This window comes from Citrobacter enshiensis (genome assembly GCF_029338175.1).
In the GTDB taxonomy this organism is placed as follows: Bacteria; Pseudomonadota; Gammaproteobacteria; order Enterobacterales; family Enterobacteriaceae; genus Citrobacter_D; species Citrobacter_D enshiensis.
Map to the genome: position 1 here is coordinate 4,096,759 of NZ_CP119862.1, position 19,256 is coordinate 4,116,014.

General features: G+C 53.0%; 9 protein-coding genes, 10 pseudogenes and 1 other annotated feature. Of the genes and pseudogenes, 5 read left to right on the forward strand and 14 right to left on the reverse strand.

All coding sequences use genetic code 11. From position 1 onward, the window contains the following. Positions 1 to 8 precede the first annotated feature (8 nt). The 3 genes from P2W74_RS19450 to tal all read right to left on the reverse strand — a co-directional run bounded on the left by P2W74_RS19450 (position 9) and on the right by tal (position 3,113). A complete protein-coding gene (locus P2W74_RS19450; RefSeq protein ID WP_276292893.1) occupies positions 9 to 1,337 on the reverse strand; it encodes an MFS transporter in 1,329 nt (442 codons plus the stop codon). Between the two features lie 123 nt (positions 1,338 to 1,460). Beyond that, entirely contained in the window at positions 1,461 to 2,048 is a 588-nt protein-coding gene (gene mog / locus P2W74_RS19455; RefSeq protein WP_276292894.1) for a molybdopterin adenylyltransferase, read from the reverse strand. 111 nt (positions 2,049 to 2,159) lie between these two features. Further along, positions 2,160 to 3,113 (reverse strand): transaldolase, encoded by a 954-nt coding sequence (gene tal, locus P2W74_RS19460; protein ID WP_276292895.1) that lies wholly within the window; start codon positions 3,111 to 3,113, stop codon positions 2,160 to 2,162. Between the two features lie 272 nt (positions 3,114 to 3,385). On the opposite strand from tal, the pseudogene P2W74_RS19465 reads away from it, so the two are divergent. Together P2W74_RS19465 and yaaA are read left to right on the forward strand one after the other, a co-directional pair. Beyond that, positions 3,386 to 4,824 (forward strand): annotated as a pseudogene (locus P2W74_RS19465) (alanine/glycine:cation symporter family protein). Between the two features lie 79 nt (positions 4,825 to 4,903). Further along, a pseudogene (gene yaaA, locus P2W74_RS19470) lies at positions 4,904 to 5,678 on the forward strand (peroxide stress protein YaaA). 49 nt (positions 5,679 to 5,727) lie between these two features. Here yaaA and thrC read toward each other — a convergent pair. From thrC to yjjY, 6 genes and pseudogenes are all read right to left on the reverse strand, one after another. Beyond that, on the reverse strand, positions 5,728 to 7,014 hold the full coding sequence (gene thrC, locus P2W74_RS19475) for a threonine synthase (protein WP_276292896.1): 1,287 nt from the start codon (positions 7,012 to 7,014) through the stop codon (positions 5,728 to 5,730). A 3-nt stretch (positions 7,015 to 7,017) separates the two neighbouring features. Then, positions 7,018 to 7,947, reverse strand: a pseudogene (gene thrB, locus P2W74_RS19480) (homoserine kinase). A gap of 1 nt (position 7,948) precedes the next feature. After that, positions 7,949 to 10,423: pseudogene (thrA, locus tag P2W74_RS19485) on the reverse strand (bifunctional aspartate kinase/homoserine dehydrogenase I). Between the two features lie 25 nt (positions 10,424 to 10,448). Next, positions 10,449 to 10,569 (reverse strand) — a sequence feature (Thr leader region). Further along, positions 10,505 to 10,570, reverse strand: a complete 66-nt coding sequence (thrL, locus tag P2W74_RS19490; protein ID WP_276295231.1) for a thr operon leader peptide — start codon at positions 10,568 to 10,570, stop codon at positions 10,505 to 10,507. (Overlaps the previous feature by 65 nt.) Before the next feature lie 213 nt (positions 10,571 to 10,783). Beyond that, positions 10,784 to 11,470, reverse strand: a complete 687-nt coding sequence (locus P2W74_RS19495; protein WP_276292897.1) for a tRNA/rRNA methyltransferase — start codon at positions 11,468 to 11,470, stop codon at positions 10,784 to 10,786. 400 nt (positions 11,471 to 11,870) lie between these two features. Then, positions 11,871 to 12,010, reverse strand: a pseudogene (gene yjjY / locus P2W74_RS19500) (YjjY family protein). A 95-nt stretch (positions 12,011 to 12,105) separates the two neighbouring features. Between yjjY and arcA the strand changes: the two are divergent. Further along, entirely contained in the window at positions 12,106 to 12,822 is a 717-nt protein-coding gene (arcA, locus tag P2W74_RS19505) for a two-component system response regulator ArcA (protein WP_001194359.1), read from the forward strand. A 61-nt stretch (positions 12,823 to 12,883) separates the two neighbouring features. On the opposite strand, the gene creD is transcribed toward arcA, so the two are convergent. The 4 genes and pseudogenes from creD to creA form a co-directional block, all read right to left on the reverse strand. Then, positions 12,884 to 14,242 (reverse strand): cell envelope integrity protein CreD, encoded by a 1,359-nt coding sequence (creD, locus tag P2W74_RS19510; protein WP_276292898.1) that lies wholly within the window; start codon positions 14,240 to 14,242, stop codon positions 12,884 to 12,886. Positions 14,243 to 14,300: 58 nt separating this feature from the next. Then, positions 14,301 to 15,729: pseudogene (gene creC / locus P2W74_RS19515) on the reverse strand (two-component system sensor histidine kinase CreC). Next, positions 15,729 to 16,418, reverse strand: a complete 690-nt coding sequence (gene creB, locus P2W74_RS19520) for a two-component system response regulator CreB (protein ID WP_276292899.1) — start codon at positions 16,416 to 16,418, stop codon at positions 15,729 to 15,731. The pseudogene creC and the gene creB overlap by 1 nt, the downstream one beginning before the upstream one ends. A gap of 11 nt (positions 16,419 to 16,429) precedes the next feature. Then, a pseudogene (gene creA, locus P2W74_RS19525) lies at positions 16,430 to 16,902 on the reverse strand (protein CreA). 211 nt (positions 16,903 to 17,113) lie between these two features. Here creA and robA point away from each other — a divergent pair. Further along, positions 17,114 to 17,986 (forward strand): annotated as a pseudogene (robA, locus tag P2W74_RS19530) (MDR efflux pump AcrAB transcriptional activator RobA). On the opposite strand, the pseudogene gpmB reads toward robA, so the two are convergent. Then, positions 17,983 to 18,632: pseudogene (gene gpmB / locus P2W74_RS19535) on the reverse strand (2,3-diphosphoglycerate-dependent phosphoglycerate mutase GpmB). The pseudogenes robA and gpmB overlap by 4 nt on opposite strands. Before the next feature lie 51 nt (positions 18,633 to 18,683). Between gpmB and yjjX the strand changes: the two are divergent. Then, positions 18,684 to 19,199: pseudogene (gene yjjX / locus P2W74_RS19540) on the forward strand (inosine/xanthosine triphosphatase). Positions 19,200 to 19,256: the final 57 nt, after the last annotated feature.

Below are 19,256 nucleotides of genomic sequence, written 5' to 3' on the forward strand. Positions count from 1 at the left end.
GATATTTTTTACTCTTTCTGCAGTTTTGCCTCATCATGGATGTCGCGGTAATAAATATCCTGACGCAGCCACAATCCTAATCCCAACCCTATCAGCGATAACGCCAGCACATACCAGGCAGGCGCCATCGGCGAAACGCCCATCAGCACGGTAACGAAAATCGGCGTCAGTCCCCCAAAAATCGCATACGAGACATTGTAAGAAAATGAAATGCCGGTGAAGCGAACCTCCGCCGGAAAGGCTCTGACCATGACATAGGGCACTGCCCCCACCACACCGACACACAGCCCGACAACGCCGTAGAGGAAGAATAACTGCTCCGGATGCGCGCCTGATAAGTGATAAAAGAACCAGCTTGAGCAGGCCAGCAGCAGGCTCCCCACAATGAAAGTCTTACTGGCACCAAAACGATCGGCGGCCAGTCCAGCCAGCAAACATCCCACACACAGCATGATGGTTGCGATGCTGTTTGCCTGTAGGGTCAGCGCTGGCGCAAAACCGTATTGTTTTTGCAGCCAGACTGGCGACATCAAAATCACCACCACAATACCTGCCGACAAAAGCCAGGTCAGCATCATTGAGACAACCACCGCTTTTCGGTGATTAACCACAACAGATTTTACCGGAAGTTCCTGCGCCAACGCTTTACGCTGCTGCATCTCGAGGAAGATGGGCGTTTCCTGCAACCAACGGCGTAAATACATCGCCACAAGGCCGAAAACACCCCCGAGCAGGAAGGGGATACGCCAGCCATAATCGTGTACTGCCTGTTGAGTCATGCTGGTGTTAATCAGCGTGGCAACGACAGAGCCGAGCAGGATCCCCACCGTTAATCCCGCGGTCAGCGTCCCGCAGGCGATCCCTATCCGACGTTCAGGAACATGCTCCGCCACAAACACCCACGCGCCTGGGACTTCACCGCCAATGGCCGCTCCCTGCAAAATGCGCATCAGTAACAGCAGCAACGGCGGGGGGGGGGGGGTGGGGGGGGCACTGAATCCCAGGGAGGAAAAGGTAGGTAACAGACCTATCGCCAGCGTCGGCACGGCCATCAACAAAATGCTCAGGGTGAACATTTTCTTACGCCCCACCAGGTCGCCAAAGTGCGCCATGATGATGCCTCCCAGTGGACGCGCCAGATAACCGGCCGCAAAGATGCCAAAGGTCTGCACCTGACGGAGCCATTCTGGGATATCAGCAGGGAAAAACAGTTCGCCAACGACAGCCGCGAAGAAGACAAAAATAATGAAGTCATAAAACTCAAGCGCACCACCGAGAGCGGCCAGCGTAAGGGTTTTATAATCCTGACGATTCAGAGGTCGTGTGTGTTGTGACATAGCAAACCATGAGTAAAGTGGAGTTATTGATTGGGTTAAGCGATATGTAAATTAAAAATTACTATATCGTAAACAATTCAATACTCCACTCACTTCACCGCTTATGTCACGAAACGGTTAACTTCAGGCGTTTGTATCGCGGATAGCGCTTTTCGGGCGGAATGATGCTACCACGTCGGGTGCTGTTTCCACATACGGGCCATCCAGCAGCTGTATACAATACGGTACACTGGCAAAAATCCCCGCCACCAGCGCTTTGCCGTCCGCATCTTTCACCCCTTCCAGCGTTTCTTTGATGGATTTAGGTTGTCCTGGCAAATTAAGGATCAGCGCCTGTTTGCGAATAACGCCCACCTGGCGAGAGAGAATTGCCGTTGGCACAAAGTGCAGACTGATCTGGCGCATCTGTTCGCCAAAGCCGGGCATTTCCCGGTCAGCGACGGCCAGCGTCGCATCCGGCGTAACGTCGCGGCGCGCAGGCCCGGTTCCGCCTGTCGTCAGCACCAGGTGACAACTCATCTCGTCGACCAGTTCACACAGCGTTTGTTCAATAATCGCCTGTTCATCCGGTATCAGTCGGGTTTGCACTTCAAAAGGCGTGGTCAGGGCGGCGGCCAGCCACTCTTCCAGAGCCGGGATACCTTTGTCCTGATAAACACCGCTGGAGGCGCGGTCTGAGATGGAAACTAAGCCAATACGTAAGGTGTTCATGATTATTCCGTTTAAACAGTCTCGTTAAACAGAATGATACACTGCGAAGGGACGGACAGACAGGTTTCAGAGGGGTTAGCGTGACCCGTATCAGGGCCACGCTAAAAATGATTACAGCAGATCGCCGATCATTTTTTCCAGTTTACCCTGGTCTACAGCAAACTTACGGATACCGTCCGCCAGTTTGTCTACAGCCATCGGATCCTGGTTGTGCTGCCACAGGAATTCAGCCTCAGTGATGCGTTCCGGACGCGCTTTCACTTCGCCAGAGAAGGACAGTTTACGCTCAACAGCGCCTTCGCTTTCAGCCAGCTCTTTCAGCAATGCAGGCGCGATAGTCAGACGATCGCAACCCGCCAGCTCCAGAATCTCACCCATGTTGCGGAAGCTTGCGCCCATCACCACTGTTTCGTAGCCGTGCTGTTTGTAGTACTCGTAGATTTCCGTCACAGAAACGACACCCGGATCTTCAGCCGGTGCGTACTCTTTTTTGTCGGTATTGGTTTTATACCAGTCAAGAATACGGCCTACGAACGGAGAAATCAGATACACGCCAGCTTCTGCACATGCACGAGCCTGCGCGAAGGAGAACAGCAGCGTCAGGTTACAGTTGATGCCTTCTTTTTCCAGCTGTTCCGCAGCACGAATGCCCTGCCAGGTGGAAGCCAGTTTGATCAGAATACGATCGTTGCTGATGCCCGCATCGTTATAGAGTTTGATCAGACGCTTCGCTTTCGCGATAGACGCTTCGGTGTCGTAAGACAGACGCGCGTCAACTTCGGTAGAGATACGGCCAGGGACCAGCTTCAGGATCTCCAGACCAATGTTCACCGCCAGCTTGTCAGTGGCATCAACCACTTGCTGTGCGCGGTCGTTACTCTGCTGCTTAGCCCAGGCAACGGCGTCATCAATCAGCTTACGGTATTCCGGGATCTGCGCTGCATTCAGAATGAGAGAAGGGTTAGTTGTGGCATCCTGCGGCTGGTACAGCTTCATTGCCGCGATGTCTCCGGTGTCAGCCACCACGGTAGTGAACTGACGAAGGGAGGTCAATTTGTCCGTCATGATAGTGTTTCTCTTTAAACAGCTTGTTAGGGGGATGTAACCGGTCTGCCCTGATGATAACACGACGCACTGACATCGCAACCGAAGACAATACGGTTATCCGCCCGATGCGGTTTTTAACGCGACATTGACCCTGCACGGCATTACTGACCACCGTCTTGTGTATCATAGGATCCTGTTATTAATCGCATTGTAGGGTATATACTGCATACAAATTGGTAACGCTTACACAGGGAAATCGAAGCGTACCGGCATCAACAAGAGGGATGTTAATGCCTGATTTTTTATCATTTATTAATGACGTACTTTGGGGATCGGTAATGATCTACCTGCTCTTTGGCGCAGGATGTTGGTTCACTTACCGTACCGGATTCGTTCAATTTCGCTATATTCGCCAGTTTGGCAAAAGTCCTGAAAATAGCCTTACCCCACAACCCGGCGGTTTAACGTCATTTCAGGCACTGTGCACCAGCCTTGCCGCCCGTATTGGCAGCGGCAATTTAGCGGGCGTCGCCGTCGCGATCTCCGCAGGCGGCCCCGGCGCGGTATTCTGGATGTGGGTTTCAGCGCTAATAGGTATGGCGACATCCTTTGCTGAGTGCTCGCTCGCCCAACTCTATAAAGAACACGACAGCAAAGGCCAGTTTCGCGGCGGTCCGGCCTGGTATATGGCACGAGGACTCGGCATGCGCTGGATGGCGTTCTCTTTGCCGTCTTCTTACTTATTGCTTACGGTATTATTTTTAACAGCGTCCAGGCGAACTCCGTCGCGCGGGCACTGAATTTTGCCTTTGACATACCTCCCCTTTATTCCGGTCTGCTCCTGGCGTCTCTGGCATTGCTGGTAATCATTCGCGGAATCAAAGGCGTCGCACGGCTCATGCAGTGGTTTGTCCCCGTGATGGCCTTGCTGTGGCTTACTGCCAGTGTGGCGATCTGTGTCTGGCATATAGACCAACTCCCCGGCATCATTGCCGCTATCGTGAAGAGTGCCTTCGGCTGGCAGGAAGCAACGGCAGGTGTTGCTGGCTATACGCTCAGCCAGGCCATTACCAGTGGATTTCAGCGGGGCATGTTCTCGAATGAAGCCGGTATGGGGTCCCACGCCTAACGCCGCAGCGGCGGCAGCATCATGGCCTCCCCATCCTGCCGCGCAGGGCATTGTGCAAATGATCGGTGTGTTTACCGACACAGTGATTATTTGTACGGCCAGCGCCATGATCATTTTACTGGCCGACCACCGGCACCGCCTATATGCCGACCGAAGGTATTCAGCTTGTTCAGCGGGCCATGACCTCATTGACCGGAGAATGGGGAGCAGGATTCGTCGCGTTGATTGTGGTGCTGTTTGCCTTCAGCTCGATCGTCCGCCAACTATATTTACGCCGAAAACAACCTGATTTTTCTTCAGTTGGACAACGGCCGAAATGTCTGGATATTGCGTATAACCACCGTCTGTATGGTTGTTCTGGGAACGCTGCTGAGCCTGCCGGTTGTATGGCAACTGGCCGACATTATTATGGCCTGCATGGCGATCACCAACCTGACCGCAATACTGTTACTCTCTCCGGTGGTGTATACCCTGGCGGGAGATTACCTGCGTCAGCGCAAACTCGGCGTACGGCCCGTCTTTGATCCGCTTCGTTATCCTGATATCGGCCAACAGTTGGCGCCAGGGAGCTGGGAAGACCACGACAGGCGATCGGAATGACACAAGGTAATCGCAGCCATCGATCAATTCTGTCGTTTTTTTTGCTAAAGTCGCAGTAAATTTCCCGCAAGGACTGGATATGCTGATTCTCATTTCACCTGCAAAAACGCTCGATTACCAGAGCCCGCTGGCGACTACGCGTCATACCCTGCCCGAGCTGCTGGATCACTCCCAGCAGCTTATCCACGAGGCGCGTAAACTCTCTGCCCCGCAGATTGGGTAAACTGATGGGAATAAGCGACAAGCTGGCCGACCTCAACGCCACCCGCTTTCACGACTGGCAACCCAACTTCTCCCCCGACAATGCGCGTCAGGCTATTCTTGCGTTCAAAGGGGATGTCTACACCGGACTGCGCGCAGAAACCTTCAGCGATGCGGATTTTGACTTCGCCCAACAACATTTGCGCATGCTCTCCGGTTTGTATGGCGTCTTGCGCCCGCTGGATTTGATGCAACCCTATCGTCTGGAAATGGGGATTCGCCTTGAAAACGCGAAAGGGAAAGATCTCTACCAATTCTGGGGCGATACGATCACTGAAAAGCTCAATGAAGCCCTGAAAGCACAAGGGGATCAGGTTGTCATCAACCTGGCGTCAGACGAATACTTTAAATCAGTGAAGCCGAAGAAACTGAACGCCGAACTTATCAAACCGGTTTTCCTCGATGAGAAAAACGGCAAGTTCAAGGTCATCAGTTTCTACGCCAAAAAAGCGCGCGGTCTGATGAGTCGCTACATTATTGAAAATCGCCTGACGACGCCGGAGCAACTCACCGGCTTTAACAGCGAAGGCTATTTCTTTGATGAAGAAGCGTCAGGACAGGGTGAACTGGTGTTTAAACGCCACGAGCAGTAATTGAAGCGTGCCGGATAAGACGCGTCAGCATCGCCATCCGGCACAGCAACTAGCTGCGCGTCATCATCAACTGACGTAGCGCCGCGAAATCGGCGGGCAGATGATGAGAAAGCAGCGGCAAATCAGCACGGTCCGCCAGCTCTTTTGGCAGATCCAGCGTTTCGCCGAGAATGGCTTCCACGCTCTCTTTAAATTTTGCCGGATGCGCGGTTCCCAGGAACAGGCCATACTCGCCAGGGTGCAATTGATCGCGCAACGCACGGTAGGCTACCGCCGCATGCGGTTCTGAAGTGTAACCCACCGCTTTTAACTCACGCATCGTCTCTTGCGTCGTCGCGTCGTCCACCGCCGCGTAACCCAGTTCATTCAGACGCCAGATCTTACGGCGGAACAACTCCTCCACACGCGGCCAGTTATTCGGCTGACTGACATCCATGGCATTCGACAGGGTCGCCTGCGTCGCCTTAGGCGCCCACTGCCCGTCATGCAGGAAGCGCGGTACGGTATCATTGACGTTGGTGGCCGCGATAAAACGCTTCACCGGCAGGCCGAGCGATTTCGCCAGCAGGCCCGCGGTCAGATCGCCGAAGTTGCCGCTAGGAACAGAAACCACCAGCTGATTACGTGCCTCTTGCGGCAACTGTGCAACCGCTTCGAAGTAGTAACAAATCTGCGCTAACAGACGGCTGATGTTAATAGAGTTAGCCGAGTTCAGTCCCAGTGCCTGCTTCAGCGCTTCATCATCAAACGCCTGCTTCACCAGGGCCTGGCAGGCATCAAAATCACCGTCGATCGCCACGGTCTCAATGTTGCCGCCAAGCGTACAAAACAGTTTTTCCTGCAACGGGCTGATCTTACCGTGCGGGTAGAGAATAACGACACGCACATTTTTCAGGCCATAAAAAGCGTGAGCCACTGCCGCACCGGTATCGCCGGAGGTCGCTGTCAGGATAGTGACCGGTTTATCGCCGCTGATATGTGTCAGCATCTGCGCCATAAAACGCCCGCCGAAATCTTTAAACGCCAGCGTGGGTCCGTGAAACAACTCGAGACAGCCAACATCGCTTTCTACCTTTGCCACTGGCGCCGGGAACGCAAACGCCGAGCGTACACGCTCTTCAAGGATCTCCTGCGGGATCTCATCCCCAATGAATGCTGAGAGGATCTTAGCGCTGCGGACAATGAAGTCCTGGTTCAGCATCTCATCAATCTCAGTCAGGCTAAATTCCGGGAGTTCATGCGGAAAGAATAACCCCTGATTTTTGCCCAGTCCCTGCGTGACGGCCTGCGCAAAGCTGACCTGTTCATTGTGATCTTTTAAATTATAGAGTTTCATTAATTATCCCAGTACTCGTGCGCCCGCCGTGTCCAGACGGCAAATATGAACAAAGCCTTCCTGATTTGCAGATAATGTTTAGTCAGGCCAATCCGCTACGCGTTGAGCGGTATCCGGTTTATCGCACAGCGCGAACAGCGTCGGTCCGGACCCGGAAATACCGCTGGTCAGCGCGCCGATCTCCGCCACCGCCTGACGTGCCTGGCTAAAACCTGGCAGCAGACGCGCGCGATAGGGCTCAGCAATCACATCTTTCATCAGCTTTGCAGCAAGCTGCGGCTGACGGGAATAACAGGCATGAATAAATCCGGCCAGGTGCCGCCCGTGGGCAATGCAATCCTGACGACGGTACTGCGCGGGTAAAATCGCGCGGGCTTCCGCCGTGGACACTTTGATCCCCGGATAAGCAAGTACCCATAGCCACTCATCAAAGCCTGGCACTTGTTGGCTAATTATGCCGTTTTCTTCAATCATCAACTGCATGCCGCCCAGAAAACACGGCGCGACGTTATCGTAATGAATGCTGCCGGAGATACGTCCTTCCAGCTCACCCATAATGGCCAGCAGTCGCGTATCGTTCAGCGGTTTACCGCAGTGTTCGTTCATCGCCACCAGCGCAGCAACGACGGAACAGGCGCTGGAACCTAACCCAGAACCTATCGGCATGTTCTTTTCCAGCGTCATCGCCACCGGGATTTGCTTGCCAAGCTCCTGGCAAAAACGCTCCCAACACTGATAGACAATGTTTTCACGCGGCTCTGGTGGCAGTTTGTCAGCAAAGTGCCCCCGATTATCCAGACGAAAGCTGTCTGCGGCTTCAACGGTAACCACGTCGCCCAACAGCGAACCATCAACGGGCGTCACCGCCGCCCCAAGGACATCAAACCCAACGCTCATATTGGCGCTGGAAGCCGGAGCATAAACTTTCACCATCTTAAACTCCTAACTTCCATGAAAGGGTACGCAGCAGATCGGCAAATACGCCCGCCGCCGTCACGTCGTTGCCTGCACCATAACCGCGCAACACCAGCGGCAACGGTTGATAATAGTGGCTGTAGAACGCCAGCGCGTTTTCGCCGTTTTTCACTTTGAACAGCGGATCGTTGCCATCGACCTCGGCAATCTTCACGCGGCAAACGCCGTCCTCTTCAATGTTGCCCACATAGCGCAACACTTTACCCTCATCAGGCTCGCCACGGGCTTTCGCCCACGCGTGCGCAAACGCGTCATCAAGCTGCGGCAGATTCGTCATAAACGCTGCCCACATCGCCCAGAATCATCAAACCCTTCTGGTAACACCGGTTCGATCACGATATCGGAAAGCTCCAGTGCCCGACCCGTTTCACGGGCGAGGATCAGCAGTTTGCGTGCAACATCCATTCCGGAGAGATCGTCTCGCGGATCGGGTTCGGTGTAACCCATCTCACGAGCCTGTGTGGTGGCCTGCGAGAGGCTCATCCCTTCATCCAGTTTACCGAAGATAAATGAGAGCGAGCCGGAGAGAATACCGGAGAATTTTTGCAGCTCGTCCCCCGCATTGAGCAGGTTTTGCAGGTTTTCAATCACCGGCAGGCCCGCGCCAACGTTCGTGTCATATAAAAATTTGCGCCGCGATTTTTCCGCAGCAAAACGCAGCTGATGGTAGTAATCCATCGACGAGGTGTTCGCCTTCTTGTTTGGCGTCACCACATGGAAACCTTCGCGCAGGAAGTCTGCGTACTGATCCGCAACAGCCTGGCTGGAGGTGCAATCCACAATGACAGGGTTGAGCAGGTGATATTCCTTCACCAGACGAATTAAACGGCCTAAGTTGAAAGGCTCTTTCGCTTCCGCCAGTTCCGCCTGCCAGTTTTCCAGATTCAACCCATGCACATTGGTCAGCAGCGCCTTTGAGTTCGCCACACCGCACACGCGCAGATCGATATGTTTATTCTTCAGCCAGCTCTGCTGGCGTTTGAGCTGTTCCAGTAACGCGCCGCCAACGCCGCCGACACCGATGACAAACACTTCAATGACCTGATCGGTATTGAACAGCATCTGGTGTGTTACGCGTACACCGGTTGTTGCATCGTCATTGTTTACCACCACAGAAATAGAACGCTCGGAAGAGCCTTGTGCAATGGCGACGATATTGATGTTGGCGCGAGCCAGCGCCGCGAAGAATTTTGCCGAAATGCCACGCAGCGTTCGCATGCCATCCCCCACCACAGAGATGATGGCCAGATGGTCAGTCACCGCCAGCGGCTCCAGCAAACCTTCTTCAGTTCCAGGTAGAATTCATCCTGCATCGCGCGCTGGGCACGTGCGCTGTCGCCCTGCGGCACACAGAAACTGATGCTGTACTCTGAAGAGGACTGCGTGATCAGGACCACCGAAATACCGGCGCGAGACATGGCGGCAAACACACGCGCAGCCATTCCCACCATCCCTTTCATACCGGGACCGGAAACACTGAACATCGCCATGTTGTTTAAGATTCGAAATCCCTTTCACCGGCAGATTGTCATCATCGCAACTGGCGCCAATCAGCGTACCGGGCGCTTGCGGGTTTCCGGTATTTTTAATCAGGCATGGGATCTGGAAACTGAGCAATAGGGGTAATCGTGCGAGGGTGGAGAACTTTGGCGCCGAAGTAGGAAAGCTCCATGGCTTCCTGATAAGACATCGATTTCAGTAATCTGGCATCCGGCACCTGGCGAGGGTCGCAGGTGTACACGCCATCAACGTCAGTCCAGATCTCACAACAATCCGCGCGTAAACAGGCAGCCAGAACAGCAGCCGAATAGTCAGAGCCGTTGCGCCCCAGCACGACCAGCTCACCTTTATCATTCCCGGCGGTAAAACCTGCCATCAGCACCATATGGTCTGCGGGGATACGCCCGGCCGCAATACGACGCGTGGATTCAGCGATATCGACGGTGGACTCGAGGTAATGCCCAACCGCCAGTAACTTCTCAACCGGATCAATGACCGTCACGCCGTGGCCGCGCGCTTCCAGCAAGCCCGCCATAATGGCGATCGACATTTTTTCACCACGGCAGATAAGCGCGGCGTTGATGCTGTCCGGGCACTGCCCCAGCAGGCTGATGCCGTGCAGCACATGTTTGATCTGCGCAAATTCGTGTTCGACGAAGGCTTTCAATTGCGCCAACGGAAAGCCCGGTTGCGCGGCAGCGAGTCCCGTCAGAAGTTCGGAAAAGATGCGTTCGGCATCGCTGATATTGGGTAAAGCATCCTGACCTCCGATGGTTTTTTCAATCATCGCCACCAGATGGTTAGTAATTTTCGCAGGGGCAGAAAGCACGGTTGCGACCTGCCCCTGCCTGGCATTGCTTTCCAGAATATCGGCAACTCGCAGAAAGCGTTCTGCATTTGCCACTGATGTACCGCCGAACTTCAACACTCGCATTGTTGTTACCTCGTTACCTTTGGTCGAAAAAAAAGCCCGCACTGTTTAGGTGCGGGCTTTTTTCTGTGTTTCCTGTACGCGTCAGCCCGCACCGTTACCTGTGGTAATGGTGATGGTTGTGGTCATGGTGGTGCTGATGCGTTTCATGGATGTTGTGTTCTCTGTAATTTTTATCTGTCTGTGCTGTATGCCTATATTGGTTAAAGTATCTGATGACTTAAGTCAATAAATTTTTAATTTGATCACACTCCGAAACTTGTTCACGAGCTGCTGCCTGCGTCTTTACTTTCAACCAATACAGAGTGAAAACACCACTTGAAACCAGAACAAACACCCATTAAATCACAACTGAGTAAGATTTTATTTTGCTATATTTTTCTCAATATCATGCAGTAAACGGTGCAACATTGCGGTGTCCCGCTGCCCTAACAGGCCAATGCGTTGCTGCAACCAATCCGCCAGTTTGATGTCGTCAGCCACGTCCAGAGAGCCCAATAACCTTACAATTCGTGCGCGTAATGCCTGCAGCTGAAACTCATCAGATGTTTCAGTCTCTTTTATGGATTGTTGCATTAAACCTGCTAATTGATAGCAGTAGACCATCACCGCCTGGCCTAAATTGAGCGAAGGGTAATCAGCCACCATCGGAACTCCCGTCAGCACATCCGCCAACGCCAATTCTTCGTTTGTCAGCCCGGAATCTTCGCGTCCAAAAACCAGTGCGGCGTGACTCATCCAGCCGGACTTTTCCTGCAACAAGGGCACCAGTTCTGCCGGCGTTGCATAGTAATGAAATTTCGCGCGGCTGCGGGCTGTCGTCGCGACGGTAAATTCAACGTCGTGCAGAGCCTCCGCCAGGGTAGGGAAAACGCTAATATTATCAATAATATCACCTGAACCATGCGCGACCCAACGGGTGGCGGGTTCAAGGTGAGCCTGACTGTCGACGATACGTAAATCGGTAAACCCCATCGTCTTCATGGCGCGTGCCGCTGCGCCAATGTTTTCCGCTCTGGCCGGGGCGACCAGGATGATTGTTAAACGCATTTATGAGACTCTTTTTGACTGGCCCGTGGGGAATAATGTGATGCATATCATCATATTACGCGGCGCGAATTTACAAATTTTTAACGAAAATCACTGAATCCGTATTTCACATTCAGTAAAAGACGCTAAACTGTTTCCTGTGTTTACAAACGATTATTATGTTAATAAAAGTTGCATATCTTTCTGTTTATTTAGGATAATTTAATTTAAAATGGATCGCATCCATTGGATTCATTACATTTATTAGTTAGGTCGCGCAACTAGTTGGATTGCTGCAATTTTGTGATGAAAGCTAGCATTTAGATACGATGATTTCATCAAACTGTTAACGTGCTACAATTGAACTTGATATATGTCAACGAAGCGTAGTTTTATTGGGTGTCCGGTATCACTTAGCCTGTTATGTTGCTGTTAAAATGGTTAGGATGACAGCCGTTTTTGACACTGTCGGGTCCAGAGGGAAAGTACCCAGACCAAGCTAATGATGTTGTTGACGTTGATGGAAAGTGCATCAAGAACGCAATTACGTACTTTAGTCATGTTACGCCGATCATGTTAATTTGCGACATGCATCAGGCAGGTCAGGGACTTTTGTACTTCCTGTTTCGATTTAGTTGGCAATTTAGGTAGCAAACATGCAGACCCCGCACATTCTTATCGTTGAAGACGAGTTGGTAACACGCAACACGTTGAAAAGTATTTTCGAAGCGGAAGGCTATGATGTATTCGAAGCGACAGATGGCGCGGAAATGCATCAGATCCTCTCTGAATATGACATCAACCTGGTGATTATGGATATCAATTTGCCAGGGAAAAACGGTCTTCTGTTAGCGCGTGAACTGCGTGAACAGGCTAACGTTGCGTTGATGTTCCTGACGGGCCGCGATAACGAAGTCGATAAAATCCTCGGCCTCGAAATCGGTGCGGATGACTACATCACCAAACCGTTTAACCCACGCGAACTGACTATCCGTGCGCGCAACCTGCTGTCTCGTACCATGAACCTGGGTACCGTCAGCGAAGAACGCCGTAGCGTTGAAAGCTACAAGTTCAATGGTTGGGAACTCGATATCAACAGCCGCTCTTTGATTGGTCCAGATGGCGAGCAGTATAAACTGCCACGCAGCGAATTCCGTGCCATGCTTCACTTCTGTGAGAACCCGGGTAAGATCCAGTCTCGTGCAGAACTGCTGAAGAAAATGACCGGTCGCGAGCTGAAGCCGCATGACCGTACTGTTGACGTGACCATCCGTCGTATTCGTAAACATTTCGAATCGACACCGGATACTCCGGAAATTATCGCCACCATCCACGGCGAAGGCTACCGTTTCTGCGGTGACCTGCAGGATTAATCCTGACACCTCCGGTATTAAAAACGGCGCACATGGCGCCGTTTTTCATTTCTCACCTGTGCTACTTCCAGATACGCAGTTCATCATCGCTAGCGGGTTTGGATTCTTTCGCCTTCGGACGCGAAAGCGAATACCAATCAAAATGACGCGTCAGGAACATCACTCCGCTCAACGCCAACAGGAGTACGCCGGTTCCCAGCAACAACGCGCTGTCTGCGGAGTTCAACAGTACCCACATCACCCCATCCAGCGCCAGTAACGCCAGTGTAAACACCACGCTGTTACGCCAACCTTTCAACACAGCCTGTAAATAAACACCGTTCATCAACGCGCCCACCAGACTTGCAGCGCCCCATGCCGCCGTAAAACCGATGTGTTCAGACAGGGCCAGTAATACCAGGTAAAACATGACCAGTGACATCCCGACCAGCAGGTATTGTATGGGATGCAGTCGTTGCGCCGTCAGGGTTTCAAAGACGAAAAAGGCCATAAACGTCAGCGCAATCAGCAAGATGGCATATTTTGTTGCCCTGTCGGTTAATTGATACTGATCGGCGGGCGTGGTGACGGCGACTCTGAACGACGGTAGGCTGTACCAGCCCATTTTTTCGGTCTCTCCAGCCTCGGGAAACTGCTCTCCAAGATTATTGGCAAACCAGCTACTCTGCCATTTTGCGTGAAAACCCGACTCGCTCAGCTCACGGCTGGTCGGTAAGAAATCGCCCAGGAATCTGGGATGGGGCCAGTTGCTGACCAGCGTCATTTCGCTATTTCGCCCCACCGGCACCACGGAGAAACTCCCGGTTCCACTCAGATTCAGCGAAAACGCCAGACTCAGATTGGTCTTTACCCATTGCGCATCCGGCAGTGGAATATGGAGACCTTGTACCCCACCGGCAAGTCCGGTACCGGGTTCAACGGTCAGCGCAGTACCATTCACCTGCGGCGCATTCACCACACCGATCCCCCGGGCATCGCCCACGCCCACCACGATAAAGGGTTTTCCGAGCGTAATATTCGGCCTTTCTAATTCGCTCAGGCGAGTGGCATCAAACTCCGCTTTCACCGATAAATCGCTGTGCCAGACCTGACCATCATAAATACCGATGTTACGGGACTCAACGTTCTGATTTCCCTCCACCATCAAGGATTCCGGCAGCCAGAAATGAATGTAGCTGCGCTTATGCTGAACTTCTTTCTCATTTTCCAGAACGGTATACAGCTCTGTCACGGGAACCGCTACCAGCGGGCCGACCACTTTTTGCGGCCCACTGGTACTTTGACGAATCGCATCCTCGACGGCGCTGCGGTAGTCAGCCCGCTCCACAATGATCTGTCTGACCATCATCAACGGAATCAACAGCAGTAATATCGCGCCACTTAACGTGACCATTTTCCAGAACAGGGGGGATTTAAACATAGCCTTTCTCCTTTGCAATAACAGCAGAGTAGAGAGGCTATGTGGGGAGAATTTGAAGTTATGTGAAGTGACGGTGAAGTGTCAGCGATGCCTGAACGCCGCCTTCCGGGCGGTTCTTCAATGCGACCTCTCCTTTGAGTAAACGGGCCACTTCGCTCACGAACGCCAGTCCCAGACCGCCTGCTCTTGTGCCCATTCTCACGCGGCAACGAGTAGAAACGTTCAAATATACGCGGCAAAGCAAAATCGGGAATTCCGCTGCCGGTGTCGCAAATCAGGAGTGTGACGTACTCCGCATCGGCTTCCGCCTTCAGGAAAATCTCCCCCTGCAAAGGGGTAAAATCGATCGCGTTATCAAGCAGATTCCCCAGCGCCTGCTCCAGCAGCGCCGGATCGGCTGAAACCACATACGGCGAAGGGCTGATATGCAGCGAGATATTTTTTCGCTGCCAGCTGGATGCTGCGGGCCTCGCCCACCTGGGCCAATAGCGGGTCGACAGCCACCGGCGTCAGCGCGATATCCTGCCGATTTTCCAGTCGCGCCTGCCGCAGCAGGGTTTCGACCAACGCCTGCATGCGGGCGTTTTGCGTCAGTATATTCCCGGTAAACCGCGCGACCACATCGGGAGGCGGCCCCTCGCGCAAGATCTCCGCTGCGCCGCGAATCGCCGCCAGCGGGCTTTTCAATTCATGGGTTCAAGGCATACACATACTGTTCAATGTAGTTTTTACCTTCCAGCTTCAGACGCATACTTTCCAGCGCCTGCGCCAGTTTACGCAGCTCACTGCTGCCCAGTTCTGGTAAGGCGACCGGTTGATTCTCCGTCACCGAATCGGCATAGCGCGCCAGTCTGGCAATAGAGCGGTTGATCCACCAGACCATCCCAACGCCAATCACTAACGCGATGCCCAACAATATGGCGCTCGCCCACAATATTCGCCGTTCACTACGCTTAATAACCGGAGCCATCGCCGCATTGGGTTTACCCACGCTAAGTACGCCGATGATATTGCTACCGTCGGTAATCGGCGCGGCGACATACATCACTGTGCTTTCCGGGTCATCCGGATTTTGCGGCGTGCTGCGCGCACCATACTGCCCGCGAAGCGTGAGCCACACATCATTCCAGCGGGAGTAGTCTTCGCCTACCGCTTTGTTTGCAGAATCAAACAGCTACCTTACCCTGGGCATCGGTCATGTAGACATGGTATTCATTGCGCACTTTGTTAATACCGCTGATATTGGCGCGAAAGGGACGGTTCTGCAGATGGCTGAACGCCTGCGCTAGTCTGCCATGTGCAGGATCGCCAGAGAGCATATCATCCCGCGCCAGCGCCGCCAGCAGCGTCGCAGTATCTATCAGAGTCCCTTCCGTTGCCCTGCGCACACCTGGCTTTATCTCCTGCACAAAGATCGATAGTACAAACCAGGCGGCGACGGCCACAATCAGAAAGTAGCCGAGCAGCAATCGCATCCCAATGCGCATCAGGCGCTCCTCAGGCTGTATCCCATACCGCGATGAGTGTTAATGGGAGAGACTTCCGGATTGATCGCCCTTAGCTTCGCCCGCAACGTTTTGATATGCGTATCGACCGTCCTGTCAAAGGTATCCTGCGCATCGGCCCAGACCAGATCCATCAGCTGCTGACGAGAGTAAACGCGCCCAGGCGACACCAGCAACGTTTTCAGTAACAGAAATTCATAGCGCGTAAGGTTGAGCGGTATGTCGCACCAGGCAATTTGCGCCGCAGGCTCATTCAGCTCAAATTGCCCAATACGCAGAACAGGTGAAGGGGTTGAAAACTTCTTCACACGCCGGAGCAGTGTGCGCACTCTGGCGCACACTTCCCGTGGAGAAAACGGTTTCGCGACATAGTCATCCGCACCAATCTCCAGACCGAGCAGCCGATCCACTTCGTCGCTACGTGCGGTCAAAAAGAGGATCGGTAATGCCGGGTGGCGTTCCAGCAATTTTCTACACAACTCGAATCCACTGATATCGGGTAACCCTACATCCAGAATGACGACATCGGGCAGTCTGGAACGTGCTTGTTCCAGTACGGGGAACCCGCGTTCAAACGCCTCGACGGTAAATCCTTCCTGTTGCAGCATGTAGATAAGCGTATCGGCAATACCTTGCTCATCTTCAACCAACCATACCCGTTCCTGTTGCATAGACTTCCTTGTTATTCCCGCCACGCATAATGGCACCGCGCTATGGCATTTTTTGGCGACCCGTCGACAACCTTGTCAGAGTATGCCAGATAGGCCAGCGCGTTGCGTTTCGCATCATAAAAACGGACGACCTGTAGCGACTTAAACACCAGCGAAGTGCGCTTCTTAAAGACGACTTCACCTTCCGCCTTACCCGTTTTAATTCTTTCGCTCAGTTCAACCGGTCTCAACCTGCTGACACGAAATAGCGGCATCAGAGGTGTCTTCAGCGAGTCCCAGTCCCCCTTTAATGCCCCCTGTTTTTGCACGGCTCACGTAGCAGGTGACGTTTTTGACATCGGGATCATCGAACGCTTCCACGACAATTTTATGATCCGGCCCCAGCACTTTGAAGACGGTATCGACCGAACCCAATCTGCTCTGCATGCGCAACATGCGTCAGCATAAGCAGAATTGAGGATATTACTAAGCTCTTATATTTCATATTGTTACCATTTTTAAATGTTACGCTGTGCAATTATTAAACATTTTAAGATAAAATGTTTACAGATCACAGGATTACAATAATCACGCTTTCGACTGACCAAAAAAAGCATTTATGCGCAAAAAAAACACTGAATGCTAAAACAGCAAAAAATGCTATTATCCGAATACCCTGATGTCAGGTACTCGTTGTTGAAAGATGAGGATATTTTATGGATCAGGCTGGCATTATTCGCGACCTATTAATCTGGCTGGAAGGTCATCTGGATCAGCCCCTGTCGCTTGACAATGTGGCGGCAAAAGCGGGTTATTCCAAGTGGCATCTGCAGAGAATGTTCAAGGACGTGACGGGCCATGCTATCGGCGCTTATATCCGCGCCCGTCGATTATCGAAATCCGCTGTGGCGTTGCGCCTGACGGCGCGTCCGATTCTGGACATTGCTCTGCAATACCGCTTCGATTCTCAACAAACTTTTACACGCGCTTTTAAGAAACAGTTCTCCCAAAACGCCAGCGTTGTATCGCCGTTCTCCAGAATGGAGCCTCCTTCGGGATCCGCCCTCCTCTGCGCTTGGGCGAATTTACCCTGCCTGAACATCAGTTTGTCACGCTGGAAGACACCAGTCTGCTCGGCATCACGCAGAGTTACTTCTGTTCGCTGGAACAAATTTCCGATTTCCGCCACGAGATGCGCGTTCAGTTCTGGCGAGATTTCCTGAGCCAGGCGCCGACGATCCCTCCGGTGCTGTACGGGCTTAACGAGTCGCGCCCAAGTCTTGAGAAAGATGACGAGCAGGAAGTGTTTTACACCACCGCCCTACCGCGAGAGCAAGCCGACGGTTTATGTGCAGTCCGGACACCCGGTTCTGCTGCAAGGGGGTGAATACGTGATGTTCACTTATGAAGGGCTGGGTACCGGCGTTCAGGACTTTATCCTGACAGTCTACGGTACATGCATGCCAATGCTGAATCTGACTCGCCGTAAAGGGCAGGATATAGAGCGATACTTCCCGGCAGATGATGCCAAAGCCGGCGATCGCCCTATTAACCTGCGCTGTGAATTCCTGATTCCGATTCGTCGTTAACGCTGCAACTCATCCAACGCAGGGGCGTCCAGATGCGATATGTCCCCTGCGGTTTCAACAACCCAGCCAGACGCCAGCCACAAACTTTCCTGATAATCGACGCGGGAAATAGAGCAGTTACGCAGGCGTAACCGACGCTCCGCCCAGGCTGGCAACCCCAGAATCGTACTCACCAGACAGCCCAGCGCAATACCGTGGCTGACCAGCAGAGGTCGGCTGTCCTTGTGGGAGTTCCAGGCAGGACATCAGTGCCGCGTTAACGCGCTCACTCAGTTCCTGCATTGATTCGCCGTCCGGAATACGGCCATCAACCGTGCCGTTAACCAGTTGGCGGCGCCAGTTCTCTTCTTCTTCACTGAGTGAATCGATGTGCCGTTTTTCCAGCACGCCCATATTCAGCTCACGCAGACGAGCGTCGAAGGTGATATCACAGCCACACGCCTGGGCGAATTATCTCTGCCGTGCGACGCGTGCGACCTAAATCACTGCTCACGATGTGCGTAATGCCAAGCTCTTTGGCGCGCGCGCCCACCTGCATTGCTTGTTGCTCACCTTTAGCGGTCAGCGGGCTGTCAGACTGGCCTTGAATACGTCGCTCGGCGTTCCACTGCGTCTCACCGTGGCGAACAAGGTATACCTGTAACATGCTTTTTATCCGTTATACTGCGATGACATTTTTTTCTGAGTAAATCTGATTATGCACCATGTTGTCTCAGCAACCACCAATCCCGCCAAAATTCAGGCAATTCTGCAGGCATTTAACGAGATCTTCGGTGAAGGATCCTGCCATATTGAATCCGTCTCCGTCGAGAGCGGGGTACCAGAACAGCCCTTTGGAAGTCCGGAAACGCGTGCTGGCGCACGAAATCGCGTAGAAAACGCGCGCGCCCTGCGCCCGCAGGCTGACTTTTGGGGTCGCCATTGAAGCGGGTATTGATGAGGGCAGTACATTCAGTTGGGTCGTTATCGAAAACCGCGAACAGCGCGGGGAATCACGTTCAGCCACCCTGCCGTTACCCGCCGTCATTCTGGAGAAAGTACAGGCAGGGGATGCGCTCGGCCCGGTGATGTCTCACTATACCGGCATTGATGAGATTGGGCGTAAAGAGGGGGCTATTGGCGTGTTTACCGCCGGAATGTTAACCCGCACCAGCGTCTATCACCAGCGGTGATTCTGGCGTTAAGTCCGTTCCATAATGCGGTGTATCGATAATGTTTTGCCTGATGGCGTTACGCTTACCCGCCCTACAAACAGCGGTGTTTCGCCGTA